Below are 24,414 nucleotides of genomic sequence, written 5' to 3'. Positions count from 1 at the left end.
CCCCACGGAGGCCGCCACCAAGCCAGTGGCGGCCTCGGCCGCGCACCGCTCGGCCACCCTTGCGCTCCGCGTCGGCGCGGTGGTGGGCAAGCGTCTGCTGATGCTCGTGATCCTTCTCGCGGTGGTTTTCGCCGCGGTCGATCTGCTCCCCGGCGACGCGGCCTCGGCCACCTCCGACCGCGGTGAGGGCGCCGCCGGCGTCGCCGCCCGACGCCACCTGCTCGGCCTGGACCGGCCGGTGTGGGAGCGCTTCTGGGACTGGATCACCGCCCTGCCCACCGGTGACCTGGGCACCTCGGCCCGCGGCGAGCGCGTCACCGACCTGCTGGCCGCCCCGCTCCCCAACACCATCGCGCTGGGCACGACCGCCTTCGCCCTCACCGTCGTCGCGGCGCTCGCCCTGGGCATCTGGACTGCCGCCCGGCCCCGCGGCATCGTGGACCGCGTGGTGGACCTGACATCCACCGCGGCCTTCGCACTGCCCGAATTCGTCGTGTCCGTGGGCCTCTTGCTGGTGTTGTCCCTGTGGACCGGCTGGCTGCCCGCCGCCACCGTCACCGGCGCCGACGGCGCACCCGCGACGTGGACGACGCTGATCATGCCGGTGCTCGCACTGGCCGTCCCGCAGACCGGATGGAACACCCGCATCGTCCGCGCCGCCCTCGCCGACCAGGCCGCGGCCCCCCACGTCGAAGCCGCCCACCTGGACGGTCTGCCCGTCCGACGCGTTCTGCTGCGGCACGCCCTGCCGGGTGCCTGGCCGTCCATCGCCACCGGCATCGCCACCTCCACCGGGATGCTGCTCGGCGGCACCGTGGTGGTGGAGACCCTCTTCAACTACCCCGGCATCGGCACGGTGCTGGCCGGAGCCGTCGCCGATCGCGACACCCCCGTCATCGCCGCCGTCGTCGCCTGCGCCGCCACCCTGATCACCGTGATCCTCCTCCTGGCCGACCTCGTCCGCGCCCGCACCCTGGGAGCCCGCCCATGACCGCCACCGCGGTACTCGACCAGCGGACCGCACGTCGCCCCCGGCCACGAACCTTCCTGCCGGCTCTCCCCGCGGCCGTGCTCGTTCTGGTCGCGGTGCTCGGGCCACTGCTGGCCGCGCAGCCCGCCGACAAGCCGGTCACGGCTCCCTACGGCGCAGCCGGCACCGACGCCGTCCTGGGGGGCGACCAGCTCGGACGTGACGTCCTGAGCCGACTCCTGCACGGCGGCAGCGCCCTGATCGCAAGCGCTCTGGCAGTGGCAGTCGTCGTCACGCTGCTGGCCACCTTGCTCGGATGCTTCGCCGTACTCAGCCCCCGGCTCGGGCGGTTCGTGGAGCGCGTCGCCGACACCGCCATCCTCCTGCCACCGGTCCTGGGCATCATGCTCCTGGCCCTGGCCTGGCCCGGCGGCGGCCGACTGGCCATCACCCTCGCCGCCATCGCCCTGGGGACTCCCTACGCAGTCCGCGTGGTGGCCAGTGCGGCAGCGCCGTTGGCAACCGCGGGGTTCGTCGAAGCGGCGATCGCCAGTGGCGAGCGGACCGCGCACCTGGCCCTGCGCGAGATCCTGCCCAACCTCCGTGCCACTGTCCTGGCCCTGTTCGGCCTGCGCTTCGTCGACGCCGTCTACGTCATCTCCATGGCCGGCTTCCTCCAGCTCGGGCCCCAACCCCCCGAAGCCGACTGGGCACTGATGATCCGTGAGAACGGGCCGGGCATCCTGCTCAACCCGTGGGCCGTTGTCGCACCCGGCCTCGCCATCGGCCTGCTCGCCATCAGCGTCAACCTCGCCGCCAACGCACTGGCCCCCGCCACCGCCCGCAAGCCGGTTCTGCGATGACCCCCACAGGCCGCCCCGCACCCACACCACCTCAGGACATGCACGTGGACTCGTCCGACACGATGCCGCCCGTAACGGTCACCGACCTCGAAATCCGCCTCCCAGGCGGCCCGACCCTACTCAACACCACCAGCCTGACCCTGCAAGCAGGCAAGATCGCGGCCCTCACCGGACCCTCGGGATCGGGCAAGACCACCCTCCTCAGAGCCCTCATCGGGGACCTCCCACACGGCGCACAAGTCACCACCGGCACCGTACGGATCCTCGGACAGGACGTCTTCACGCTCTCACCCGCCGCCCTGCGGGCCCTACGCCGCCACCGCATCGCCTACGTCGGCCAGGACCCCGGCTCAGCCCTCAACCCGCGTATGACTGCCGCCCAGTTGATCGGCGAGCTGGCCACGAAACCCTCGCCCCACGCGGTCACGGCACTGATGAAGGAATGCCGACTCCCCGAAGCCCTCGCACACCACCGCCCAGGCGCCCTGTCCGGAGGGCAACAACGCCGCGTCGCACTGGCCCGGTCCCTGGCCCGGCAACCCGACATCCTCCTGCTCGACGAACCCACCGCAGGACTCCACGCCGACCTACGTGACGAGATCGTCGATCTTCTCTGCGGCCTCGCCACGGACCGCGGCATCTCCATCATCCTCGCCTGCCACGACCCCCACGTGGTCGACACCTGCGCCGACACCGTCACCACCCTCAGCTCCCCCGCCATATCGGCCGCCTCACCGACCCCACTTCGCGAGGTCGTCCACTCCCCCACCGCCGACACCACCGGCACCATCACCGACGGGTTGTCCGCCACCGAGCTGCGGGTCGCCTTCACCCACCGCAGCCACACGCACCAGGCCCTGGACTCGGTGAGCTTCCACGCACCGGTCGGCACCGCAACAGGCATCACCGGCCCATCCGGATCCGGCAAAACCACCCTCCTGCGCACCCTGGCCGGCCTCCAAAAGCCCCACTCCGGCATCATCACCTGGCACGGAGACCCACTATCCGCACACATCCGTAAACGCAGCCGCGAGCAGCAACGCGGCATCCAGCTCATACCGCAAAACCCGCTCGGCGCACTCAACCCGACCCGCACCATAGGCGCCTCGCTCACCAGACCGCTGCGACTCCACAAGATCGTCAGCGCGTCCCACATGCCGTCGCGAGTCCACCAACTGCTCCAAGACGTCGGCCTCCCCGCCGACTTCGCCGACCGCTACCCCCACCAACTCTCCGGCGGCCAGCGCCAACGCGCCTCCATCGCCCGCGCCCTCGCCACCGAACCCGACCTCCTGCTCTGCGACGAAGTCACCTCGGCGCTCGACCCGTCAACCGCCGCCGCAATCCTGGAACTCCTCACCCACCTCCGAACGGAGCGCCGGCTCACTCTCGTCCTCGTCAGTCACGAACTGGACCTTCTGACCGCCTACGCCGACAGCGTGCACGTGCTGGACCAAGGACGTATGTCCGAGTCCGGAGGGCTGGAGCGGATCAACGAGCCGTCCGTATAGAGACGGACCTGCGCTGCTCTCGGCCCAGGCGCATCGCTTCGTCGCGCTGCTGCCGGCGGAACGCTCCGGTCTGCTCGGCAGTGAACCGTCCCGGTGCACAAGTGACGTCCGCCCACATAGACCTCGATGCGGTCGTCATGCGGCAGCGTCGCCGCTGGTGACGCGGCGGCCGGCGCCAGTGGGCAGGCCGTCCCAGTGCGTCTCATCCACGATGCGGGCTCCGCGGCCGACCGCCCGCGGATGCACCGCCAGCAATGTCTGGCCACCTGCATTGGGAACAGCGGAATGCAGGCTGACCTGAGATTTCGTAGCCCGGATCTCGACCAGCTGGCGAGGACGGACCTTGCGGGCGGGCACCGAGTAGAGGTTCGCGTCGAAGGCGACCAGGCAGTCCTTGCCGACGTGCCGCAGGTGTCGCTGGGCGACCACATAGGGAGTCTGCGGCAGGGGACGCAGTGCCATGTGATCGCGCACGGCCCGGTGCCCGATGACCTCGCCGTGGGTGCCGTGGACCTTCGCCCGCCGCAGCGGCACCCATGCCGTGAAAGCTGCGTTCATCTCCTCGACCGAGCAGAAGGCCCGGCCGGCCAGCACATGGTCGCGGACGATGCCGACCTGCCGCTCGCCCCGGCCCTTGCCCTGGGGCCGGTAAGCGGCCAGCACGTCGATGTCGAAGTCGTAGTGCCCGGCGAATGCGACCGCTTCCGGGTGCAGCGGAACCGCCTCACCAGGAGCAACGTGCCGACGCACGACCGTCTTGGTCCGGTCGTAGACGATGCTCATCGGAACCCCGCCGAAGTGTGCAAACGCCTGGCGATGGCAGTCGATCGCCAGGATCCGGGTTTGGACACCAGAAGCTCGCCGCCGCATCAGCGCTGAGGTGGGGGAAGCCATGGATCGCGGCCTGGACTGGTTGGCTCGCTCAGGCTTCGAACATGACGCCCCGTCGGACGTCCCGCCGGTCTTTGGGCCAGGTGACGGGAACCTCGCCGCCTATCTGTGGGACGGCTCTCGCGTGGGGGTCGTCGATTTCGAGGAGTCTGGTCTCAGCGACCGGCCTTTCGAACTGGCAGAGATCACGGAACACGTGGCCAGCTGGGTTGACCGGCCACTAGACGTCAAGGTGTTCCTGGATCAGTTCTATCTGACCGCCGCAGAACGAGCACGGCTGCTGGAGTGCCGTCGGCTGCTGGCCCTTGTGTGGTTGTTCCTCCTGTCCTTCGACAACCCTCAGCATCCGCGCAATCCGCCGGGAACAGCTGAGCGGCAAGCCGCCCGGCTGTCCAGGCTTCTCGGTCAAGGCTGGGGGCTGTCGGGGGCTAGATCTGGTCATGGGCTTGGCATCAGCACCCGGGGGAGGTGGACGTGGAGGTGCTCGACTTCGACGTCACGGCCGCGTTCGCGGAGTGCTCGGGCAAGGAGTTCTGTAGGTCCACTGGCCCTTTTCCGGGCTAGGGAAGAGCCCTGCCGGTGGTGCGAAACTCAACGGCCTGCTCGCGTCGCCCCGATTACGCTGCTGGCATGTCTGATCAGGGAAGTTATCGCCGCGACTCCGCTCGTGTTCTGTTGATCGATGAGCCGGGCCGCCTGCTCTTGCTGAAGTTCCACGTCGACCCAGATGCTCCCGAGAGCGGTCACGGATGGTGCACGCCCGGCGGTGGTGTCGAGGGCGGGGAGACCCTGGCAGAGGCGGCAGCCCGCGAGCTTCGCGAAGAGACGGGCCTGTCTGTGGAGCCAGAAGCCCTGGGATCAGCAGTCGCGGAGACCTCCGGATATGCAGATGTCGGATGGGCTGAAGGGATCTTCCGGGACGTCTTCTTCCATCTTCGCGTGACGAGCCACCAGGTTGATGTGACTGGCCAGGAGGCGAATGAGCGCAAGTACCACGCCGGGTATCGCTGGTGGCCCATCGCTGACCTGGCAGCCACTAATGAGACGGTCTATCCCCTCGGCCTAGCCAAGTTGACGGCCGAGCTCGTGGCTGGGCACGCTCCTGCTGATCCGATTCAACTGCCCTGGCACCACTGAGGTCCCTGTGAAGCACATATCCCTCAGCCAGGGTGGCGTGTCGGTGAAGACGGGCATGCCGAGATCGACCAGCTGGGGCCGGCCGTCGGCTGGGGTCCGGCTGAGGCTGTTGAGCTTGGCCAAGGCAGTGTCGAGGCTGACCTGGAGTCCTTCGACTTCTCCGAGCCAGCCGTTGGCGCGTGCTTCGCGGATGCGTTCGCGGAGGTTCTGGACGATCTCGATGAGGCGGGGCCGTTGGCGGGGGTCGATCTGGAGGACCAGGCAGCGGATGCAGGCTTCTCTGAACTTTGGGGCCGGTCCGTCCCAAAGCCTCTGATCAGCAGCTCTCTGAAACCGAATCGGTGATGCCAGAGGGATCCCTGCGAGATGTTCCGGAGAGCGAGAGCCGCTCCCCTGCCGCCTCGGTACTGTGACTTCGCATGACCGACACCGAGATCGAGATCACCGCAGACCTGGTCCGCGACCTGCTGCAGGAGCAACATCCAGACCTTGCAGGGCTGGCCATCCGCGAGGTGGCGGGCGGCTGGGGCAACCAAATGTGGCGCCTCGGGGACGAGTTGGCCGTGCGCATGCAGCGCATGGACCCCACTCCGGAGCTCCAGCTCAAGGAGCGGCGGTGGCTACCCGTGCTGGCCCCGCGCCTGCCGCTCCCGGTACCGACCCCGGTGCGGTTCGGCGAACCGTCCGAGCGCTTCCCCAAGCACTGGACCGTGATGACGTGGGTTCCCGGCGAGCCGCTGGACCACGGCTCGATCAGCCGCGGCGCCCATGCGGCCGACACGCTGGCGGGCTTCCTCCGGGCGCTCCATGCGGAGGCGCCCGCCGAGGCGCCGATCGCTACGGACCGCGGCGCCCATCCCAGGAACTGCACGGACGGCTTCGAGAATTTCTTCCAGGCCGTTGCCCCCGACGACATCGCTGCCGACGTCCGGTCCGTCTGGGACGACGCCGTTGCGGCCCACGCGTGGGAGGGCCCGCCGGTGTGGGTGCACGGCGACCTCCATCCCGCGAACGTCGTCGTCTCGGACGGAACGCTCTCGGGCATCATCGACTTCGGTGACATGTTCGCCGGCGACCCGGCGTGGGACCTCGCCGCCGCATGGGTGCTGCTACCCGCAGGCACGGCCTCACGGTTCTTCGACATGTACGCGCATGCAGACGAGGCGGCGATCCGGCGCGCCCGAGGGCTGGCCGCTATGAAGAGCCTCTTCCTGATGCTCATGGGACAGAACGGAGATCGGGGCCTTCCCGGCGGCAAGCCGAACTGGGGACCTGCAGGCCGGGCGGCACTTGATCGTGTTCTGAAGGGCGTTTGATGCACGCTTCCTTGCTTGACGTTTATCCAGTTCGACGTGGTTTCGTACCGACCTTGTGATGGGTGGGGCGTCTGTATGCCTCACCCGTTGCGAGGACTCGGCCCACGTCATGACGAGAGGCCGGACGGCGGTTCTTCGAACCCGGCGGCCGGCCGGGCCGGGACGTGACGGTTTGGGTGCACCGGCTGGGGAGCCGGTCTTCACACGGAGGTTTCTGAACCCTCTCCGGACACGGGCGGGTGTCCGTTTGTTCGGCGGGGCCGGTTTCTCCCATGGTCGCCGCAGGTCGGTGGCCAGCGGCCGAGCGAGCCGGAGCTGGGCATAGGCGGCGATCGTCAGCGATGTCCACCGGTCGGCCGCCTCCGGGCTGCGAAGCCGAGGCTTGGTCCACCCGAGCGTCTGCTTGAACAGGCGAAACGTGTGCTCCACATCGAAGCGCCGCAGGAAGGACTGCCAGCAGCGGTCCGCGTCGCCCGGGGTGGCGCCGGTGCCCGACCACCACAGCCAGACGGGCTTGTTCACCCCGCCGCTGGGCAGCGTCTCCACCACGAGTCGGATGACGGTGCCCTCGATGACGGGTAGCGGTCCCTCGTGGTTGAGCCATGCCGCCCGGCGGGTCAGCCGCGGGTGCAAGCGGTCCCAAGCCTGCGCGGTCGCTTTCCCGTAGAGACGTGTGTCGGTGATGGTCACGACCTGCTCAGCGCCCCAGGTTGTGCGGTCTGCGAAGACGGACTCGCCACCGTGCTCGGGCGGCCGGCCACCCTTGGGGTCGTAGATCCGTGGCGGTGTCGGCCGCCGCATCACGCGGTCGGAGCGGAGCGGGCCAAGGTTCTGCACCGGCAATCGCCCAGCAGGTGGGCGATGCGGGGCGCGTCGTATCCGGCGTCCAGCACCACCAGGGCCGCGGGGTCACCCTGCTGCCATTGGCCGGCGTCGATGAGCCGCCCGATGACTTCTCGGATCTGGACCGTTGTCACCGCAGCGACGTCCGCACCGGGCTGAAGGCGGGCTGCGTCCAGCACTGCCGTCCAGGATGTGCGGCCCGTCTCCAAGCAGGCCACGACCGAGTACGGCCATCCCGGGACCATCTGGTGCTTGCCCTCGCCGCGGCCATCGTATGGCAAAAGGCCCGGTCGGGGCAGGTGTTGGCGTCCGGTCACAACCACGGCGAGACGTCGACGGCCAGCACCAGGCGGCCGTCCGCGGCCCTCGGCAGCGGCAGGCTGGCCAGGGCACGGCGCAATCGGCCGTGATCAAGTTCGAGATGCGTTCGAGGGCAGACCATAGGGGTCGCTACTCAGACACCCCCTCGACCAAAAGAAGCCGCCGTTCCAGGGCTGCCTTCCGGATCTCAAGCGCCTCCGCATACTCGGGAGACGCGTACCACTCCTTGGCGCGGTCAGCATCCGGGAACTCGACGACGACCACCCGCTGAGAAGAGGGCCAGATGCCCTCCACAGCTTCGGGCACAGCACCGCGGACGATATAGCGACCGCCGTAGCGACGGATGGAAGCCTCCGCCAATGTCCGGTAGGCGTCAGCCAGTTCCTCGTCCAGTACCTCGACCTCAGAGATCACGTAAGCAGACATGCCAGTCATGCTGCCAGGTGCGTCAACCAGCGAATCCGGCCGGCAACCGACACCGGCAGCCGGGTGCAGCAAGGGCCATAGTTCCGGCAACCGCCCTCGGCGCCAGAGACTTCCGCCAGGGGCCTGCACTTCGCCGGTGGTCAGGCCCTTCGCGGCCAGCGAGATGCCCATCTCGTCGACGCCGGTCAGGCGCTTCTGCCGCTTCTTGACGATCCTCGGCTCGAAGGAGCCGGCGCGGTCGCGAGGCACGGATATCTCCACGGGCCCGACGTCGGTCAGAACGGTCTTGGAGCGTTTGCCGTTGCGCGAGTTGCCGCCGTCCTTGCCCGCCGAGTCGTGCTTGTCATAGCCGAGATGGTCGGTGATCTCGCCTTCCAGGGCGGACTCCAGCAGCCGCTTGGTCAGCTGCAACTACCCGCCCTCGCCGGTCAGCTGCAGGCCCTCGGCCTGGGCCCGGCCCACCGGCTCGTCGATCAACTGGTCGTCCACAGCCTTCGCCGACACAGCCTCTGCCGACTCAAGGGCCTCGCACTCGGACACGTTCTCACTGGTCATCGGCGCATTTTCCATGATCGGGAGTTACCCCGAACGTCTTACAGTCCCGTGGAACCGAGTGCTGTGGCCGCAGGGCCGGTAGGTAATGCGCCCCATGACTGCGCACACCCCGTCGGAGCAATGTCGTGTGGAGTGCGATCTTGGTCAGTGTGCGGCGGGCAGGGTGATGGTGAAGGTACTGCCGTGGCCTGGTGTGGTGTGGACGGTGATGGTGCCGCTGTGGGCCTGTGTGATGGCTTTGACGATGCTCAGGCCGAGGCCGGTGCCGCCGCTGGTGGAGGTGCGCGCTTCGTCGGCGCGGTAGAAGCGTTCGAAGATGCGGCTGGCGGTGTCGGGGGCATGCCGGGGCCTTGGTCGGTGACGGTCAGTTCGACTGTGTTGCCGGGTAGTGGGCGTGCCGTCACGGATACCGGTGTTTCTGGTGGGGTGTGGTGCAGTGCGTTGTTGAGCAGGTTGCCCAGGACTTGGCGGAGGCGGTCTTCGTCGCCGAGTGCGAACACCTGGCCCTGCACGTGCACGGTGATCGGCCGGTTGGGGTCGAGGAGGCGGGCGGCGGTGGCGGCGTCTTCGGCGAGGTGACCGAGGTCGACGGGTTCGGTGGCCAGTGGGCGGCCCTGGTCGAGGCGGGCGAGGAGGAGCAGGTCCTCGACCATGGTGTGCATCCGGGCGGCTTCGTCCTCGATGCGCCGCATGGCGCGTTGGAGGAGTTCGGGGTCGTGGGCCAGGCCGTGGAGGTGGAGCCCCGAGCGAGGCGGACAGCGAGGCACTGTTGCTGGCCAAACTCCCCCGCACCCCGCGCGTGGAGGGCGTGACCGCGCACTCCGTGCTGTACGCCTTCTACGGCGGCCCGGACAACCTGGTCGGAAAACTCGGGTCGTTGGACGCGGAGGCAATCGAGCGACTGCGCCCGCCTCCAGTGCCGCATCGACGGGGACCGGTGCGGCTCGACGACGGTGACCGCAAGCTCCTCGCCCTGCTCGCCACCGACGGCCGGGCCGGGTTCGAGCAGTTGGCCGCGGCGACCGGCTGGTCGCCGACGACGGTCCGGCGCCGGATGACGGAGCTGCGCGAACACGGCCTGCTCTATCTCGACATCGACGTCGACTGGCGCATGTTCGGCGTGAACGCCCGAACCCTGCTCTGGCTCTCGGTAGCCCCCGCGCACCTTGAGGAGGCCGGTCAGGCGCTGGCCGGGCATCCGGAGGTCGCGTTCGCCGCCGCCACGACCGGCCCGACCAACCTGTACGCGAGCGTGGTGTGCACGAACCAACAAGAGCTGTACCGGTACCTGACCACCCGGGTCGCCGCACTCCCAGCCATCACACACGTCGAAACGGCACCAGTGATCAGGACCGTCAAGCAGGCAGGGAACCAGACATAGCAACCGACCAGCCCCCTGCTGTTTCGCTTGCGCACGGCACACTGCTTGTCACCAGGTCGGCGCATCTCGTGCGTTGAACCACCGCAGCGTGCGGTCGGCGCCGTTGGTCAGCGGCACCATCCGCTCGCGCGGGCCCGAGTCGCGGGCGCCCTTGCCGTGACGCACGTGGAGCTTGCCGAAGCGTCCCAGTTCCACTTGATGTCGGCCAGGTCGAGTTTGCATGCCTCGCTCACCCTGAGTCCGACCTGCGACATCAGTGTCGATGCGGTGCAGTTCCGCGCGGTGGGGGGCGAACTTGCAACAGGGCGCCGGTTCGCCGCCCCAGCCGGTGAACAGCGCCTGCCCTCCGGCTCGGTCGGCGGGATCCGCAGGGCGGCGTCCCTGGCTCCCCGCGGCCGGTTCATCTCGTCGATCGGGCACTCGACGCCCCGCCCGGTCATCCGTGGATCTCGACCTTGTGCCGCAGTTCCAGGAACAGATTTGTGAGATATCCGCCCTCAGCGAACAGTTAAAACAGCCTCTGACCTGGGACTTGCAGTTGATCACCAGAATCTGCTCCCATTCTGACAACATGTACGTCCTGTACATTTTTTACAGACGGAAAGGAGCGATCATGCTGCGACCCGCGGCGCGCTATGTCCTGCCGGAGTTCACCGAACGCACCGCCAACGGGACCCGGACCATGGACCCGTACTCCAAGCTGCTCAGCGAACGCATCGTCTTCCTGGGCACCCCCATCGACGACGCCAGCGCCAACGACGTGATGGCGCAGTTCATCCACCTCGAACACGCCGCGCCCGACCAGGACATCTCGCTCTACATCAACTCCCCCGGCGGCTCGTTCACCGCGATGTGCGCCATCTACGACACGATGCGCTTCGTCTCCTGCGACGTGGAGACCGTCTGCCTGGGGCAGGCCGCCTCCTCGGCCGCGGTACTGCTGGCCGCCGGCACCCCGGGAAAGCGGCTGGCGCTCCCCCGGGCCCGGGTCCTGATCCACCAGCCGTCGTTCGCCGAGCCGGTCCAGGGGCAGACCAGCGATGTGCAGATCCAGGCGGAGGAACTGCTGCGCACCCGCGACAAGCTGGAGGAGATGCTGGCCGAGCACACCGGGCAGCCCCGTGAGCGGATCGCAGCCGACATCGAGCGCGACAAGATCTTCGACGCCCCCGCCGCCCGGGAGTACGGCCTGATCGACGGGCTCACCCACGACCGCAAGCGGTCCGCCGCGCGGCACGTGGCGCGGTGAGCCGCCGTGCTGCCACCGGAGCTGCCGCCGCTGCCCGCCCTGACCCAGGCCGAGGGCGAGCTGATCGACTGTTATCTGGCGGCCCTGGACCTGCTGGGCCGGATCAACCCGGCCTGCACCGGCTCCACCTACGGCAGCCTGCGCGCGGCCCAGGCACTGGTCGGCAAGGCCGCTGAGCTGCGGGACGCGCTGACGCTGATGCACAACCGGGGCGAGAGCGAACTGCACCAGGAGACGCTGGGCCGGGCGCTGCGGGTGCTGGACGGGGAGCGCCGGGCCCGGCGCGTCACCGTACCGCCGCAGGAGGAGATCTGACGCGCCGGCACGATGCGCACGACGGCCACGCAGGGGACACGGACGACTCCCGGTCGCACTTACGGCGTAGCATCCGCGCCTGCGTCAAGGGAGCGAGAAATTGCGCGGAACACCGGGATTTCCGCTGACCTTTGCGTTTCGCCGCTGGTCCCGGCCTCAGCGACGCGCCGGTCGTCGCGCCGGAGCGGCAAAAATCCCCCATTGAGGCCAAATGTGACCAATGCCACATAAGGCAATTTCAGCGCGGAAATCGGGGAGTGGTTGCGTGACGATCCCCTCGACGACAAGACCCCGCCACAGCGACGGGGCGGTCCGGACGGGCAGTTGAACCCCGCCGTTGTCCGGATCACCGGCTGACGAAGGGTTGCGCATGACCATGCGCGTGCAGGTGCCGCATCTCCTGATGCGTGCCGGCGCCGTGTCCGCCCTGGCACTGGTCACGGTGGGCGGCACGGCGACGGCCCCGGGAGCGACCGAGGCGGCGTCCGTGCCCGCCACCGCGCTGCGGATCGCCGCCTCCAAGAAAGGCGCTCCCTACGAATACGGCGCCCAGGGACCGGACAGCTTCGACTGCTCGGGGCTGACGCTCTATTCGTACCGGCGGGCCGGGCGGTCGCTGCCACGTACCGCGGCGGACCAGTACCGCCACACCGAGCATGTCTCGCGCGCCGCACGCAGGGACGGCGATCTGGTCTTCTTCCACTCCGGCAGGGGGATTTACCATGTCGGCATCTACGCCGGCGGCGACCGGATCTGGCACGCGCCCAAATCCGGCAGCGTGGTCCGCCTGGAGCGGATCTGGAGCCGCGCGGTCTGGTACGGGCGGGTGCGCTGACCCGCGGTGATGTATGAAGCCCGGCCGGCAGCGGTATCCGGTGGAGGGTCGATGAGCGGCACCCGCAGGGCGGGTGCTCAGGCGACGACGAGTTCGACGAGCAGGATGCCGCCCAGGGCTGCGAGCAGGGCGCCGGTGGTGGCCTGAAGGGCGCGGGCCACCCGGGGGCGGCGCAGCCAGGTGCCGAGCCGGTCGACGAGCAGGGCGACGGCGGGGAACCACACCAGTGCCATGGCCACGACGATCGCGGCCAGCAGCAGCGTCCGGGGCAGCGCCGGCGCTCCCGCCGGTACGAACTGCGGCAGCAGGCTGAGGAAGAGGACGGGGGCCTTGGGATTGAGCGCATTGGTCAGAAAGCCCTGGCGCAGGCTCCGCACCGCACCGGCGCCGGACGCGGGTCCGGCGGGGACGGCCGTGGGGGCGGCCGCGGGAGCGTCCGGGGGCGCGGGCGCGCCGTCCGGCGGCGCCGCCGGTCGGCGCAGCACCGCCGTCAGCGCGCGGATGCCCAGGTACAACAGGTAGGAACTGCCCAGGAGTTGGACGGCGCCGAAGAGTGCGGGCACGGCCACCAGCACCGCCGCCAGCCCGGCCACCGCCAGTGCGGTGTGCACCAGCAGTCCGCCCGCCACGCCCACCGCGGTCGCCACCCCCGCGCGGCGCGAGTCGAGGGCATTGCGCACCACGACCGCGAAGTCCGCACCCGGCAGGGTGACCATGCCCGCGGCGACTCCGGTGAAGGTGATCAGCTGTCCGTCCATGCGGCCATCGTCACCGATCGCAGCCTTTACTAGGTACTGGCAATCTTCTGGGGGAGCCTAAAGAGGTGGTTAATGGAGGTGCTTGATGTACGACCCCACGCGGCTGGCCGCTCTGGTAGCGGTCGCCGAGGCCGGTTCGATCACCCGGGCCGCGGCCCGGCTCGGCTACACGGCCCCCGCGCTCTCCCAGCAGCTCGCCAAACTGGAGCGGGAGACCGGGACGGCGCTGCTGGTGCGCCATCACCGCGGGGCCCGGCTGACCGCGGCCGGCGAGCTGCTGCTGGTCCGGGCCCGCCGGGTGCTCGACGAACTGGACCAGGCGCGGCACGAGCTGTCCCGGCTGGCCGGGCTCTCCGGCGGCCGGCTGCGGGTCGGCACGTTCATGACCGCCGGTACGCATCTGCTGCCGCCCGCGCTCAGCGCGTTCCGGCGCGCCCACCCGGACGTGGAGCTGAGCGTCACGGAGTACGTACCGCCCGGGGGGACGGAAGCGCTGGCGGTCGGGGAGGTCGATCTGGCGCTGACGCATGAGTACGTTCCGGGCGAGGCGCTGCCGCTGCCGGACGGGGTGCGGCTGGAGGCGCTGCTGACCGAGGAGTTGGTGCTGGTCACCGCGCCCGGCCATGCCCTGTCGGCCGGTTCCGGGCGGCTGCCGCTCGCCGAGTTGGCCGGGCAGCCGCTGGTCAGTATGGCCCCGGCCGACCCCAACCGGCGAGCGGTGGAAGTGGCGTTGGCCGCCGCGGGGGCGAGTGTCGCGGTGCGCTGCGAGTCGCCGGGCTATGCGGTGGTGTGCGCGCTGGTGAGCGCGGGCCTGGGGGTGGCGGTGGTCCCGGAGATGATGGCGACCGGCTCGGTGACTCCTTTGGGCATCCGGCACTTGGAGCCGCCGGAGCTGCGCCGCCGGATCTCGGTGGCCTACCGGTCCGGTGGCGGGACCCCGGCCGCGGACACCCTGCGGGCGCTGCTGCGCGGTGCCTTCGCCCGCAACCCCGCCCGCAGCGGCCCGACGCCATGACGGCCGCCGCCGGCCGCGGCGTGCTCAGGGCACCGCCGCCCGCCACGGCATCGCGATCCAGACGGTCTTGCCGCCGGTGTCGGTCGGCTCGACGGAGAGCCGGCCGCCCTGTTCCGCGGCCAGGCAGCGGATGATGACCAGGCCCCGCCCGTTGTCCTGCTGGACGGCGGCGGGCAGCCGGCGCGGCCAGCGGGGGTGGCTGTCGGTGATGCCGATGCGCAGCCGTTCGTCGCGGTCCAGCCGCAGCTCGACGGTGAAGGTCGGGGACTGGCCGAAGGTGTGCTGCACGGCGTTGGTGGCGAGTTCGGAGACGATCAGCCGGACGGAGTCGGCGGTGTCGGAGCCGCACGGAAGGCCCCACTGGGTGAGGACGTCCAGGACGTGTCTGCGGGCGGTGGCGACCGAGGCCGGGTGGCTCGGCAGGGTGAGGGTGGATTCCTGGTGGTCTGCCATGGCGACGCCGTCCCTTTCCCACCGAGGCTCGGCTCCGGCCCGCCGGGAAGCCGAGATGCCGATCGGGACGCCGACGGCCTCGGATGTGTACTGTGCGCCAGACTGCCACCCATGCTGCCGGTGTGGTGGGCGATCGCCCAAGATATACAGAGTTCTATCGCTGTTCTATCGCCCGATGCGGTGAACTCTGCTACCAGAGGCTGCATTTGGGGCATATGAGGCACTCGCGGTTCCGCGGTGCCCGGTCGGGCGGGGGTGCCCGTACGGCGCCGGACCCCGCCGCACGGACGGCTCAGGCCGGCGGTGCGGTGGCCACGATCGTGCCCACCGCCGCGGCGATCTGGTCACCCGTCAGGTCCCCGCGGGCGGTCAGCCGCAGCCGGGAGATCCCGTCCGGCACCGACGGCGGACGGAAGCAGCCGGCCACCAGCCCGGCCGCGCGGCAGTCGGCGGCCCAGCGCACCGCGGCCTCCGGGGAGGGGGCGCGTACGGAGACCACCGCGGCATCCGGGCGGACGGCCGCCAGGCCCGCCGCGGTGAGCCGGGTGTGCAGCTCCCGCGCCACCTCCCGGGCCCGCGCGGCGCGTTGCGGTTCCCGCTCCAGCAGCCGCAGCGCGGCGAGTGCGCCGCCGACGGCCGCCGGCGCGAGGCCGGTGTCGAAGATGAACGAGCGGGCGGTGTTGACCAGATGCTCGATGACCCGGGCCGGGCCCAGCACCGCGCCGCCCTGCGAGCCCAGCGACTTGGAGAGCGTCACGGTGGTCACCACATCGGCGTCCCCGGCGAGTCCGGCGGCCCGCAGCGCGCCGCGGCCCCCGTCGCCCAGCACGCCCAGGCCGTGCGCGTCGTCGACCAGGAGGGCCGCGCCCCGGGACCGGCAGGCGTCGGCGAGCGCGGGCAGCGGCGCGGCGTCGCCGTCGACGGAGAAGACCGAGTCGGTCACCGCGAGAGCCCGGCCGTCATGGCCGGTCAGCGCGGCGCGCACCGCCTCCGGGTCGGCGTGCGGCGCCACTTCGGTACGGGCCCGGGAGAGCCGGCAGCCGTCGATGAGGGAGGCGTGGTTGCCCGCGTCGGAGACGACCAGGGTGCCGCGGTCGGTGAGTGCGGTGACCGCGGCGAGGTTCGCGGCGTAGCCGGAGGACAGCACCAGCGCCGCCTCGAAGCCGCAGAACTCGGCGAGTGCGCACTCCAGTTGGGCGTGCAGCTCGGTGCTCCCGGTGACCAGCCGGGAGCCGGTGGCGCCGGCGCCCCAGCGGTACGCGGCCTCGGCCGCGCCGTGCACCACCTCGGGGTGCCGGGCGAGTCCGAGATAGTCGTTGCTCGCCAGGTCGAGAAGCGGGGAGTCGGCGGGGCGGGGCCGCAGCGTCCGGACGAGTCCGGCGCGGCGGCGTTCGGCGCGTGCGGTGTCGATCCAGTCGAAGGCCGCGCCGGACGCCGGTCGCGGGGGCGCGGCGGGCGTCGCGGGCGGGGTGTCGTACAGCAGCGACGGGGCAGGGTCGTGCGGCATCGGCGTCCTTCGTCCGGCGGCCTGGAAAGCGGGCTTCATATCGGCCGTGATTGTGGGCTGTCGATAGACGTTAGCGGTCGTTCTGCACGGAGACAGTGTGGTGATACACACACCCCGATCGGCGCGCATTGTGGGAATCCTCCTTGGCCGGGAGGCAGGGCGTACGCCAGGATCAACGCCATGGACCTGCTGAACACATTGGTGGACAAGGGACTGCGGCGCGAGGTGCCGACCCGCGAAGAGGCGCTCGCCGTACTGGCGACATCCGATGACGAACTGCTCGACGTGGTGGCCGCGGCCGGGAAGGTGCGCCGCCAGTGGTTCGGGCGGCGGGTCAAGCTGAACTACCTCGTCAACCTCAAGTCGGGCCTGTGCCCGGAGGACTGCTCGTACTGCTCCCAGCGGCTCGGGTCGAAGGCCGAGATCCTCAAGTACACCTGGCTCAAGCCCGACGACGCCTCCAAGGCGGCGGCGGCCGGGGTCGCCGGCGGCGCCAAGCGGGTCTGCCTGGTCGCCAGCGGCCGGGGCCCCACGGACAAGGACGTGGCACGGGTCTCGGAGACCATCTCCGCCATCAAGGAGCAGAACGAGGGCGTGGAGGTGTGCGCCTGCCTGGGACTGCTCAGCGAGGGCCAGGCGGAACGGCTGCGCACGGCGGGCGCCGATGCGTACAACCACAACCTCAACACCTCGGAAGCCACTTACGGCGACATCTGCACCACACACGACTTCTCCGACCGGGTCGACACCGTCCAGCAGGCGCAGGCGGCGGGCATGTCCGCGTGCTCCGGGCTGATCGCCGGTATGGGCGAGAGCGACGCCGACCTGGTCGACGTGGTCTTCGCGCTGCGCGAGCTGGACCCGGACTCGGTACCGGTCAACTTCCTGATCCCGTTCGAGGGCACGCCGCTGGCCAAGGAGTGGAACCTCACCCCGCAGCGCTGCCTGCGCATCCTGGCGATGGTCCGGTTCGTCTGCCCGGACGTGGAGGTACGGCTGGCCGGGGGCCGGGAAGTGCACCTGCGGAGCATGCAGCCGCTCGCCCTCCATCTGGTCAACTCCATCTTCCTCGGCGACTATCTGACCAGCGAGGGCCAGGCCGGCAAGGACGATCTGGCGATGATCGCGGACGCCGGCTTCGAGGTGGAGGGTACGGACACCACGACGCTGCCGGAACACCGCAGGAGCGAGGAGCCGGCAGCGGAGGCGGAACCGGCGGCGGCCGGGGCGGCAGCCGCCTCCGCATCCGTCTCCGGTACGGCGGAGACCGCCGGCGTCCCGGCGCCCTCCGGCGACACCCGGCACGACCTGGTCGCGGTGCGCCGCCGCGGCGCCGGCACCGATCTGCCGCCCAATGCCTGAGCCGCGCACCCCGCTCTCCCCCGAGGAACTGCTCGCGCTCGACCGGCAGCACGTCTGGCACCCGTACGGGCCGATGCCGGGCCGGAGCGAGCCGCTGCTGGTCGAGTCGGCCGCCGGCGTCCGGCTGCGGCTGGCCCGGCCCGTAGAAGGCCGGGTCGAGTTGGTGGACGGCATGGCGTCGTGGTGGTCGGCGGTGCACGGGTACAACCACCCGGTGCTCAACGACGCCGCCCACGGCCAGCTGTCCCGCATGAGCCATGTGATGTTCGGCGGGCTCACCCACGAGCCCGCCGTACGGCTGGCCAAGCGGCTGGTCGACATCACCCCGGAACCACTGCGGCACGTCTTCCTCGCCGACTCCGGTTCGGTGTCGGTCGAGGTCGCGGTCAAGATGTGCCTCCAGTACTGGCGCTCGGTCGGCAAGCCCCGCAAGCAGCGGCTGCTGACCTGGCGCGGCGGGTACCACGGCGACACCTGGCATCCGATGTCCGTCTGCGATCCGGACGGCGGAATGCACGAGTTGTGGCAGGGCGTGCTCCCGCGGCAGATCTTCGCGGACGCGCCGCCGGCCGGTTTCGACGCCGCACCGGACGGCGCCTACGCGGACCATCTGCGGGAGCTGATCGCCCGGCACGCGGACGAGTTGGCCGCGGTGATCGTGGAGCCGGTGGTGCAGGGCGCGGGCGGGATGTCCTTCCACTCCCCCGGCTATCTGCGGGTGCTGCGGGAGGTCTGCGACGCCCATGGCGTGCTGCTGGTCTTCGACGAGATCGCCACCGGCTTCGGCCGTACCGGCGCGCTCTTCGCCGCCGGGCACGCCGGGGTGGCTCCGGACGTGATGTGTCTGGGCAAGGCGCTGACCGGCGGATACCTGACGCTCGCGGCGACGCTGTGCACCGCGGAGATCGCCGACGGCATCTCCCGCGGCGAGCTGCCGGTGCTGGCGCACGGCCCCACCTTCATGGGCAATCCGCTGGCCGCCGCCGTCGCGGACGCCTCCATCGAGCTGCTGCTGTCGCAGGACTGGGCGCGGGAGGTCGGGCGCGTCGAAAGCGGGCTGCGGGACGGGCTGGCGGCGGCCCGGGATATCCCCGGGGTGCGCGATGTCCGGGTGCTGGGCGCGATCGGGGTCGTCCAGCTCGACCACGCCGTCGACATGGCGGCGGCTACCCGCGCCGCGGCCCGCGAGGGCGTCTGGCTGCGCCCGTTCCGGGACCTGATCTACGCGATGCCGCCATACATCACCGGCGACGAGGACGTGGCCCGGATCTGCGCGGCGGCCCGCGCCGCGGCCCGCGAGGGCTGAACTCCCGCACCGGGCGGGGGAGTCACCACTCCCCCGCCCCTGAACTGCCCCATCCTCACCACCCATACGGAGTTTTTCGGAGGCGCACCATGTCGGTGCTGTTCGTCACGGGCACGGGTACCGAGATCGGCAAGACCGTGACCACGGCCGCGATCGCCGCGGCGGCGCTCGGCCAGGGCCGCTCGGTGGCCGTGCTCAAGCCCGCCCAGACCGGCGTTGCGGCCCAGGAGCCGGGCGACGCGGCGGAGGTCGAGCGGCTGGCCGGACCGGTCACCGCCACCGAACTCGCCCGCTTCCCGGAGCCGTTGGCACCGGCGACGGCCGCCCGGCGGGCCGGTCTGCCGCCCGTGGGCCCACAGGAGATCGCCGACGCCGCGGCGAAGCTGGCCGCCTCGCACGACCTGGTCCTGGTCGAGGGCGCCGGCGGGCTGCTGGTCCGCTTCGACGCGGACGGCCACACCCTCGCCGATGCCGCCCGCCTCGCGGGGGCTCCCGTCCTCGTCGTCGTCCAGGCCGGCCTCGGCACCCTCAACACCACCGCGCTGACCGCGATGGCGCTGCGCTCGTACGGCATCGACTGCCCCGGCATCGTCGTCGGCAGCTGGCCCGCCGACCCCGATCTCGCCTGCCGCTGCAACCTCGCCGACCTCCCCGAGGCCGCCGGCGCACCACTCCTCGGCCTGGTCCCGGAGAGCTCCGGCACCCTGTCCCCGACCGTCTTCCGTGCCGCCGCCCCCGGTTGGCTGGCCCCGGAACTGGGCGGCTCGGGCGCGTTCCGCACGCACGCGTAATCCGCACGGCCCCGCGTAATCCGCACGCCCGCGTAATCCGCTCGCACGGCAGGCGAGTTGCGCCGCATACTGCCGCGATGGCGAAGAGCGCGGACGGCGGGGCGGACGGGGTGCCCGGAGATCATCACCCTCGCGCGGCGTGATCCCCGGTCAGACCGTCCAGGTGCGTAGCTCGTCCGCGATGGTGCAGACGTCCGCGGTGCCTTCCTTGACCAGGCGGGCCAGGTCGCGGACCTGCTCGGGAGAGGTGGCAACCTTCAGGCCGCTGGCGACGAGATAGCCGTAGGCCACGGAGGTCGCGAACATGGCGTTCGAGCGCTCCAACGCCGGTACGTGCAGCAGGAGTTGGAGGAGCGCGGCGGCGCGGTCCTGGGGTTCGGGGTAGACGGGGACGCCGAATATCTCCGCTTCGTGGCGGCCCACCGCGGCCACCAGGGCGCCCCAGTCGGTGACCTGGGGGTCTCCGGGAGTGTGCTGTTCGGCGATCAGGAGGAGCCAGGCGAGGTCGATGCGCAGTGTCACGTTGTGCCCGGCTGTCCTTCCGGGTGGCTGAGGGGGGTGCGGCCCTGCTCCAGGCCGAATTCTTCGGCGAAGACGCGTTCGTACTGCTTCATGAAGTCGGAGGCGGCCTCGACGAAGGTCTGGCCGACCTCTCCCGCGTCCTTGAGGACGAGTTCCTCGATATAGCGGTTCATGCTCACTCCCCGCTGGAGGGCCCGCTGCCGGGCCGCTTCGGCGGTGGCTTCGTCCACGCGGACGTTCAGCTGTGTCTTCGCCACGCTTCCAAGCTAGCGCGGATCCGCTAGCACCGGCAAGAGCCGCCGCCACCGCCCTCCGCGTGTCCCCCGCGCTCCGCGGGTACCGGGCTCGCCGCCCGCTCCTCCGGCCGGTTCCGCAGTCCCCTCAGGACCTCCAGGAACGCCCGTTCCGCGGCGGACAGTACGCGGTCCCGGCGGCGTACCAGGCTGATGGGGCGGGGCTGCGGGGCGGGGCTGACGGGGAGTACCGCGAGGGTGCCGGCGCGGACCTCGTCGACGACGGCGTGTTCGGAGATCAGGGCCAGGCCGAGGCCGGCCGCCACGCACTGCTTGACCGCCTCCGGGCCCCAGATGTCGGCGCGCGGGGCGTCGGCCAGGCCCCAGTCGGCCAGGACGCTTTCCTGGAGTTCGCGGGTCCGGGAGCCCGGTTCGCGGAGCAGGAAGCGGGCGCGGGCGGCGGTCAGGTCGGCGGGGCCGACCGTGCCGCGGCCGGCCAGCGGATGGTCCGGGGCCGCGATCAGGACCGGGTGCTCGTCGAGGACGGACTCGACGACCAGCCGGTCGCTGTCCGGTGTGCCGGCGACGACCGCGATGCCGATGCAGCCACCGAGCAGCCGCTCCCGCACGGCCTCGTGGTTGCCGACGAAGACATCGCAGTCGATGGCGGGATGGTGCTGCTGGTAGCGGGCCAGGAGGGCGGGCAGCAGATACGTGCCCACGGTGGTGGAGCCGCCGACCAGCAGGCGGCCGGACACCGGGCCGCCGACCTGCTGGACGGCGGCCACCGCCTCCTCGGCGAGCAGGAAGACCCGCTTGCCGTACTCGGCGAGCACCTCGCCCTCGACGGTCGGCCGGGCGCGGGTGCCGGAGCGGTCGATGAGGGTGACCCGCAGCGACTGTTCGAGCCGGCGGACCTGGTTGGAGACGGACGGCTGACTCATGTAGAGCCGCTGCGCAGCGGCGGAGAAGCCCTGGTGCTCGACGACCTGCATGAAGATCCACAGTCGGTGGAGGTTGAGTTCCACGGCCCTTCCCTCGGAGCTCGGCGCATGGCGCCCGGGGCGCCGTGGGGAAGCGCCATGATCGACAACTCAGCCGACCCTAGCGGGGGAAGTCCTCCGTGGACAGGGGCGCCCGGCGGTCGAGCGGGCGGGCGGACCGTTCCCGGGGCAGCGGACCGGCCCGGTCCGCGGTCTGCGGTGGGGCGCCCGGCGGGCGACGAGATGCACGATCCGCAGCACGACGTCCCGGTGGCCATCGGGCGCACCGGCACCATCGCGACCTGCTGCTGTCTGCTGCCGGTGGCGGCCATCCTGTCCGCCGCCCCGCCCGGTAGGGTCACCGCGGCACTTCGGCCGCCCTGGTCGCCTCGACCGCGCCCAGCCCGATTCCTGCCGGGCAGGCACCGCATCCGCCACGGCGGCCACCCCGCCCGACACGGCGAACTCCCTTCATCGCACGCCTGGATGACGCCGGGCCGCCCCGGGGCGCGACCGGGCAACAGGTACGGCCGGGCAGGAGGCACAGCCGGGCAGCGGGCACGGCCGACGCCGGTGTGCGTACGCCGACGATCGCCGTCGGTCCCGGGCTGCCCTGCCACAGCGCCATCCGAGCGAGCCGAATCGTTCTTCCTGACTCCGTTCGAGCGAGCCGGGGAATGCCGCGGGGCCGGCTCGGGCAGCGGTCCGGCGACCGGACACGGGGCCGGCCGGCCCAGTCCCCATGAGCAGAAAAGGAGTTGACCCATGTCCCACGGAGACGCAGCGGCGGACGCACCGCTCCCCTCGGCCGTCAGCATCGAACTCGGCGCCTTCCAGGTCGAGACGGTCCGCTCGGTGACCGGTCCGGCGATCGGCGCGGCGTCATCGGGCGCCGACCGGCAGCCGGACGGTCCGGGGCGGGCCGGTGAAATCACCATCGTGCGCGGCCCGGACAAGAGCACCGCGTTCACCGACTGGCTCACGAGATGCCTGGTGGACCGCACCGAAGTTCCGGCCCGGCAAGCGGTGACCGTCGTCCACTACGCCGCCGACCGCACCCCGTTGCGCCGCTTCCACCTCGCCAACGCCTTCCCGACCTCGTGGGAAACCCTGGAGGACGAGGCGGGAAACGGGCCGGCCGAGGAGTCGGTGACGCTGGAATACGAGGAGTTGACGGTCTCCGGTTGACGGTCTCCGGTTGACAGTCTCCACCTGAACGGGTCGCCGGGGCCCCGGCCGTCGTCCCGCAGCGCCCGGGGCCCTGGGGCCCCGGTTCCACGGACCGCGGGCCGGGGCTCCCCCGTTTCCGGCAGCGTGCGGGAACAACCGGAAATCGTGCGGGAACAACCGGGAATGCGGGAACAGGGGCCGGAGCGTTGATCGTTACCGCAGCGGTACCGACCACCATGCGGTACCGACCACACTCCCCAGGGGGCCTCATGCCACGTGCGTTCCGCTTCGGCGTCAACATGCTCACCATCGACTCGGGCCCGGCCTGGCGCGAGAAGTGCCGGCGAGCCGAGGAGCTGGGCTATGACGTGCTGCTCGTACCGGACCATCTGGGGTGGCCGTCGCCGTTCCCCGCGCTGGTCGCCGCCGCGGAGGCCACCGAACGTCCCCGGGTGGGCACCTTCGTCCTCAACGCCGGGTTCTTCAACCCGGCGCTGCTGGCCCGCGAGGTGGCCACCACCGACGCGCTCACAGGCGGCCGGCTGGAGCTGGGGCTGGGCACGGGGTATGTGAAGGCGGAGCACGACACGGCCGGGCTGCCCTTCGGTACGCCCGGGCAGCGGGTGGACCATCTGGAGCGCACCATCGGGGAGTTGGACCGGCTGCTCGGCGACCCCGAGTACCGGCCGCAGGCCGTTCAGCAGCCGCGTCCGCCGCTGCTGATCGGCGGCAACGGCCCGCGGATGCTGCGGCTGGCGGCGCGGCACGCGGAGATCGCGGCGTTCACCGGCGGCCGGCAGGCACCCGGCAAGCCGGAGGGCACCCTGGAGCTGCTGCCGCCCGAGAAGCTGGCGGCCTCGGTCGCCACGTACCAGGAGTACGCCGCGGACCGCGCCGAGCCGGCCGAGCTGAACATTCTCGTCCAGCAGGTGCTGGTGACCGACGACCGCCGCGCAGCCGCCCGGGAGGTCGCCGCACGGGGCATCGGGGTGGACGAGGAGCAGGCGCTGGAGGTGCCGACCCTGCTGATCGGCACGCCGGCGCAGCTGGCCGAGCAACTGCGCGAGCGCCGGGAGCGGTACGGCTTCTCGTACATCACCGTGCTGGACCCGTTCCTGGAGGCGTTCGCGCCGGTGATCGAGGAGCTGAAGGGCAGCTGACCGGGGTGCGGAATCCGATCGACATGCCGCGGCGCGCGGTGATGGGATCGGATCATGACTGAACTCCAGGTCCGGGCCGCGACGCCGGCCGATCTCGATGCCGTCCTCGCCTTCTGGAAGATCGCCGCCGAGGGCACCAGCATCAGCGACGACTCGGACGGGGTGGCGCGGCTGCTGGCCCGCGACCCCGAGTCGCTGCTGCTCGCCGAGGAGGAGGGCGAGCTGGTGGGCACGGTGATAGCCGGCTTCGACGGCTGGCGCTGCCATCTCTACCGGCTCGCCGTCCATCCCGACCGCCGCCGGCGCGGTACCGGCGGCGCACTGCTGGCGGCGGCCGAGGCGCGGTTCACCGCGCTGGGCGGCCGGCGCGGCGATGCGATGGTGCTGGATCGCAATGAGCTCGCGCACCATGCCTGGCGGGCGGCGGGGTACGCTCCCGAGCCGCAGTGGAGCCGCTGGGTCAAGCACCTCGACGACTGAACCGCATGCCCTGTGGGAGCCCGCCCCGTATCCGAGGGGCGGGCTCCCACCATCTCCGCCA

25 protein-coding genes and 3 pseudogenes are annotated in these 24,414 nt (G+C 71.1%); 16 read left to right on the top strand and 12 right to left on the bottom strand.

Annotated features, from left to right (window positions below; translation table 11 throughout):
* The first annotated feature begins 25 nt into the window (after positions 1–25).
* From RZ84_RS33980 to RZ84_RS42435, 3 genes are read left to right on the top strand one after another with little or no spacing between them, the layout of a single operon-like run.
* The gene (locus RZ84_RS33980) at positions 26–991 is read left to right on the top strand and encodes an ABC transporter permease (protein ID WP_347232815.1); all 966 of its coding nucleotides are present in this window, start codon (positions 26–28) and stop codon (positions 989–991) included.
* A complete protein-coding gene (locus RZ84_RS33975; RefSeq protein WP_043268445.1) occupies positions 988–1,833 on the top strand; it encodes an ABC transporter permease subunit in 846 nt (281 codons plus the stop codon). The genes RZ84_RS33980 and RZ84_RS33975 overlap by 4 nt, the downstream gene beginning before the upstream one ends.
* A 38-nt stretch (positions 1,834–1,871) precedes the next feature.
* Positions 1,872–3,344 carry an ABC transporter ATP-binding protein gene (locus RZ84_RS42435; protein WP_043268443.1) on the top strand — a complete coding sequence of 491 codons (1,473 nt, stop codon included), beginning with the start codon at positions 1,872–1,874 and terminating at the stop codon, positions 3,342–3,344.
* A 135-nt stretch (positions 3,345–3,479) separates the two neighbouring features.
* Here RZ84_RS42435 and RZ84_RS33965 read toward each other — a convergent pair.
* A pseudogene (locus tag RZ84_RS33965) lies at positions 3,480–4,169 on the bottom strand (IS21 family transposase); the annotation flags it as partial.
* A gap of 696 nt (positions 4,170–4,865) precedes the next feature.
* Here RZ84_RS33965 and RZ84_RS33960 point away from each other — a divergent pair.
* On the top strand, positions 4,866–5,372 hold the full coding sequence (locus RZ84_RS33960; protein ID WP_043268441.1) for an NUDIX hydrolase: 507 nt from the start codon (positions 4,866–4,868) through the stop codon (positions 5,370–5,372).
* Between the two features lie 419 nt (positions 5,373–5,791).
* The gene (locus RZ84_RS33955; protein ID WP_043268439.1) at positions 5,792–6,688 is read left to right on the top strand and encodes an aminoglycoside phosphotransferase family protein; all 897 of its coding nucleotides are present in this window, start codon (positions 5,792–5,794) and stop codon (positions 6,686–6,688) included.
* Between the two features lie 22 nt (positions 6,689–6,710).
* On the opposite strand, the pseudogene RZ84_RS33950 reads toward RZ84_RS33955, so the two are convergent.
* The 4 genes and pseudogenes from RZ84_RS33950 to RZ84_RS37610 all read right to left on the bottom strand — a co-directional run.
* Positions 6,711–7,934, bottom strand: a pseudogene (locus tag RZ84_RS33950) (NF041680 family putative transposase); the annotation flags it as partial.
* 47 nt (positions 7,935–7,981) lie between these two features.
* A complete protein-coding gene (locus RZ84_RS33945) occupies positions 7,982–8,422 on the bottom strand; it encodes a DUF1330 domain-containing protein (RefSeq protein ID WP_347232814.1) in 441 nt (146 codons plus the stop codon).
* Positions 8,399–8,833: pseudogene (locus RZ84_RS33940) on the bottom strand (transposase); the annotation flags it as partial. The pseudogene RZ84_RS33940 and the gene RZ84_RS33945, both read right to left, overlap by 24 nt.
* A 248-nt stretch (positions 8,834–9,081) precedes the next feature.
* A complete protein-coding gene (locus RZ84_RS37610) occupies positions 9,082–9,600 on the bottom strand; it encodes a sensor histidine kinase (protein ID WP_241777983.1) in 519 nt (172 codons plus the stop codon).
* Positions 9,601–9,641: 41 nt separating this feature from the next.
* Between RZ84_RS37610 and RZ84_RS33935 the strand changes: the two genes are divergently transcribed.
* Positions 9,642–10,214, top strand: a complete 573-nt coding sequence (locus tag RZ84_RS33935; protein WP_241777982.1) for an Lrp/AsnC family transcriptional regulator — start codon at positions 9,642–9,644, stop codon at positions 10,212–10,214.
* Between the two features lie 48 nt (positions 10,215–10,262).
* Here RZ84_RS33935 and RZ84_RS40045 read toward each other — a convergent pair whose 3' ends face one another.
* Entirely contained in the window at positions 10,263–10,436 is a 174-nt protein-coding gene (locus RZ84_RS40045) for a hypothetical protein (RefSeq protein ID WP_241777981.1), read from the bottom strand.
* A 391-nt stretch (positions 10,437–10,827) separates the two neighbouring features.
* Here RZ84_RS40045 and RZ84_RS33925 point away from each other — a divergent pair, with 391 nt between their 5' ends.
* The 3 genes from RZ84_RS33925 to RZ84_RS33915 all read left to right on the top strand — a co-directional run bounded on the left by RZ84_RS33925 (position 10,828) and on the right by RZ84_RS33915 (position 12,613).
* On the top strand, positions 10,828–11,463 hold the full coding sequence (locus tag RZ84_RS33925) for an ATP-dependent Clp protease proteolytic subunit (protein ID WP_043268435.1): 636 nt from the start codon (positions 10,828–10,830) through the stop codon (positions 11,461–11,463).
* Between the two features lie 6 nt (positions 11,464–11,469).
* Complete coding sequence (locus RZ84_RS33920) at positions 11,470–11,778, top strand: hypothetical protein (protein WP_043268433.1); 309 nt, start codon at positions 11,470–11,472, stop codon at positions 11,776–11,778.
* Positions 11,779–12,148: 370 nt separating this feature from the next.
* A complete protein-coding gene (locus tag RZ84_RS33915; protein ID WP_043268431.1) occupies positions 12,149–12,613 on the top strand; it encodes a C40 family peptidase in 465 nt (154 codons plus the stop codon).
* 77 nt (positions 12,614–12,690) lie between these two features.
* Here RZ84_RS33915 and RZ84_RS33910 read toward each other — a convergent pair whose 3' ends face one another.
* Positions 12,691–13,371: a LysE family translocator gene (locus tag RZ84_RS33910; RefSeq protein ID WP_043268429.1), complete on the bottom strand. Its 681-nt coding sequence runs from the start codon at positions 13,369–13,371 to the stop codon at positions 12,691–12,693.
* Positions 13,372–13,456: 85 nt separating this feature from the next.
* Between RZ84_RS33910 and RZ84_RS33905 the strand changes: the two genes are divergently transcribed.
* A complete protein-coding gene (locus tag RZ84_RS33905; protein ID WP_043268427.1) occupies positions 13,457–14,386 on the top strand; it encodes a LysR family transcriptional regulator in 930 nt (309 codons plus the stop codon).
* Positions 14,387–14,410: 24 nt separating this feature from the next.
* On the opposite strand, the gene RZ84_RS33900 is transcribed toward RZ84_RS33905, so the two are convergent.
* A complete protein-coding gene (locus tag RZ84_RS33900; RefSeq protein ID WP_043268425.1) occupies positions 14,411–14,839 on the bottom strand; it encodes an ATP-binding protein in 429 nt (142 codons plus the stop codon).
* A 292-nt stretch (positions 14,840–15,131) separates the two neighbouring features.
* Positions 15,132–16,346, bottom strand: a complete 1,215-nt coding sequence (locus RZ84_RS33895) for an 8-amino-7-oxononanoate synthase (RefSeq protein WP_078894479.1) — start codon at positions 16,344–16,346, stop codon at positions 15,132–15,134.
* Positions 16,347–16,526: 180 nt separating this feature from the next.
* Here RZ84_RS33895 and bioB point away from each other — a divergent pair, with 180 nt between their 5' ends.
* The 3 genes from bioB (at position 16,527) to bioD (ending at position 19,805) form a co-directional block, all read left to right on the top strand.
* Positions 16,527–17,708: a biotin synthase BioB gene (bioB, locus tag RZ84_RS33890; protein ID WP_043268423.1), complete on the top strand. Its 1,182-nt coding sequence runs from the start codon at positions 16,527–16,529 to the stop codon at positions 17,706–17,708.
* Positions 17,701–19,014 (top strand): adenosylmethionine--8-amino-7-oxononanoate transaminase, encoded by a 1,314-nt coding sequence (locus tag RZ84_RS33885; RefSeq protein ID WP_043268421.1) that lies wholly within the window; start codon positions 17,701–17,703, stop codon positions 19,012–19,014. Before bioB ends, RZ84_RS33885 begins: the two co-directional genes overlap by 8 nt.
* A gap of 89 nt (positions 19,015–19,103) precedes the next feature.
* On the top strand, positions 19,104–19,805 hold the full coding sequence (gene bioD / locus RZ84_RS33880; protein ID WP_043268419.1) for a dethiobiotin synthase: 702 nt from the start codon (positions 19,104–19,106) through the stop codon (positions 19,803–19,805).
* A 150-nt stretch (positions 19,806–19,955) separates the two neighbouring features.
* Here bioD and RZ84_RS33875 read toward each other — a convergent pair whose 3' ends face one another.
* The 3 genes from RZ84_RS33875 to RZ84_RS33865 are packed head-to-tail and all read right to left on the bottom strand — an operon-like array spanning position 19,956 to position 21,588.
* Entirely contained in the window at positions 19,956–20,327 is a 372-nt protein-coding gene (locus tag RZ84_RS33875; RefSeq protein WP_043268417.1) for a hypothetical protein, read from the bottom strand.
* Positions 20,324–20,584, bottom strand: coding sequence for a hypothetical protein (locus tag RZ84_RS33870; protein WP_043268416.1), 261 nt, complete (start codon positions 20,582–20,584; stop codon positions 20,324–20,326). Before RZ84_RS33870 ends, RZ84_RS33875 begins: the two co-directional genes overlap by 4 nt.
* Before the next feature lie 23 nt (positions 20,585–20,607).
* Positions 20,608–21,588, bottom strand: coding sequence for a LysR family transcriptional regulator (locus RZ84_RS33865; protein ID WP_078894477.1), 981 nt, complete (start codon positions 21,586–21,588; stop codon positions 20,608–20,610).
* Between the two features lie 720 nt (positions 21,589–22,308).
* Between RZ84_RS33865 and RZ84_RS33860 the strand changes: the two genes are divergently transcribed.
* The 3 genes from RZ84_RS33860 to RZ84_RS33850 all read left to right on the top strand — a co-directional run bounded on the left by RZ84_RS33860 (position 22,309) and on the right by RZ84_RS33850 (position 24,353).
* Complete coding sequence (locus RZ84_RS33860) at positions 22,309–22,731, top strand: phage tail protein (protein WP_043268414.1); 423 nt, start codon at positions 22,309–22,311, stop codon at positions 22,729–22,731.
* Positions 22,732–22,982: 251 nt separating this feature from the next.
* The gene (locus RZ84_RS33855) at positions 22,983–23,873 is read left to right on the top strand and encodes an LLM class F420-dependent oxidoreductase (protein ID WP_043268412.1); all 891 of its coding nucleotides are present in this window, start codon (positions 22,983–22,985) and stop codon (positions 23,871–23,873) included.
* Between the two features lie 54 nt (positions 23,874–23,927).
* Positions 23,928–24,353, top strand: coding sequence for a GNAT family N-acetyltransferase (locus tag RZ84_RS33850; RefSeq protein ID WP_043268410.1), 426 nt, complete (start codon positions 23,928–23,930; stop codon positions 24,351–24,353).
* The last annotated feature ends 61 nt before the right edge of the window (positions 24,354–24,414 follow it).

The organism is Streptomyces sp. CT34, assembly GCF_000805335.1.
Taxonomy (GTDB): Bacteria; Actinomycetota; Actinomycetes; order Streptomycetales; family Streptomycetaceae; genus Streptomyces.
Note: the sequence above shows the minus strand (reverse complement) of the source record. Positions and strands in the feature narration are given on the sequence as shown.

Excerpts from the sequence above, each read along its gene's own strand:
- RZ84_RS40045 (WP_241777981.1), bottom strand. The coding sequence starts at position 10,436 with ATGCAAACTCGACCTGGCCGACATCAAGTGGAACTGGGACGCTTCGGC.
- RZ84_RS33860 (WP_043268414.1), top strand. The coding sequence starts at position 22,309 with ATGTCCCACGGAGACGCAGCGGCGGACGCACCGCTCCCCTCGGCCGTC.
- RZ84_RS33905 (WP_043268427.1), top strand. The coding sequence starts at position 13,457 with ATGTACGACCCCACGCGGCTGGCCGCTCTGGTAGCGGTCGCCGAGGCC.
- RZ84_RS33975 (WP_043268445.1), top strand. The coding sequence starts at position 988 with ATGACCGCCACCGCGGTACTCGACCAGCGGACCGCACGTCGCCCCCGG.
- RZ84_RS33925 (WP_043268435.1), top strand. The coding sequence starts at position 10,828 with ATGCTGCGACCCGCGGCGCGCTATGTCCTGCCGGAGTTCACCGAACGC.
- RZ84_RS33850 (WP_043268410.1), top strand. The coding sequence starts at position 23,928 with ATGACTGAACTCCAGGTCCGGGCCGCGACGCCGGCCGATCTCGATGCC.
- RZ84_RS33895 (WP_078894479.1), bottom strand. The coding sequence starts at position 16,346 with ATGCCGCACGACCCTGCCCCGTCGCTGCTGTACGACACCCCGCCCGCG.
- RZ84_RS33955 (WP_043268439.1), top strand. The coding sequence starts at position 5,792 with ATGACCGACACCGAGATCGAGATCACCGCAGACCTGGTCCGCGACCTG.
- bioB (WP_043268423.1), top strand. The coding sequence starts at position 16,527 with ATGGACCTGCTGAACACATTGGTGGACAAGGGACTGCGGCGCGAGGTG.
- RZ84_RS33910 (WP_043268429.1), bottom strand. The coding sequence starts at position 13,371 with ATGGACGGACAGCTGATCACCTTCACCGGAGTCGCCGCGGGCATGGTC.
- RZ84_RS42435 (WP_043268443.1), top strand. The coding sequence starts at position 1,872 with ATGCACGTGGACTCGTCCGACACGATGCCGCCCGTAACGGTCACCGAC.
- RZ84_RS33960 (WP_043268441.1), top strand. The coding sequence starts at position 4,866 with ATGTCTGATCAGGGAAGTTATCGCCGCGACTCCGCTCGTGTTCTGTTG.
- RZ84_RS33885 (WP_043268421.1), top strand. The coding sequence starts at position 17,701 with ATGCCTGAGCCGCGCACCCCGCTCTCCCCCGAGGAACTGCTCGCGCTC.
- RZ84_RS33900 (WP_043268425.1), bottom strand. The coding sequence starts at position 14,839 with ATGGCAGACCACCAGGAATCCACCCTCACCCTGCCGAGCCACCCGGCC.
- bioD (WP_043268419.1), top strand. The coding sequence starts at position 19,104 with ATGTCGGTGCTGTTCGTCACGGGCACGGGTACCGAGATCGGCAAGACC.
- RZ84_RS33855 (WP_043268412.1), top strand. The coding sequence starts at position 22,983 with ATGCCACGTGCGTTCCGCTTCGGCGTCAACATGCTCACCATCGACTCG.
- RZ84_RS33915 (WP_043268431.1), top strand. The coding sequence starts at position 12,149 with ATGACCATGCGCGTGCAGGTGCCGCATCTCCTGATGCGTGCCGGCGCC.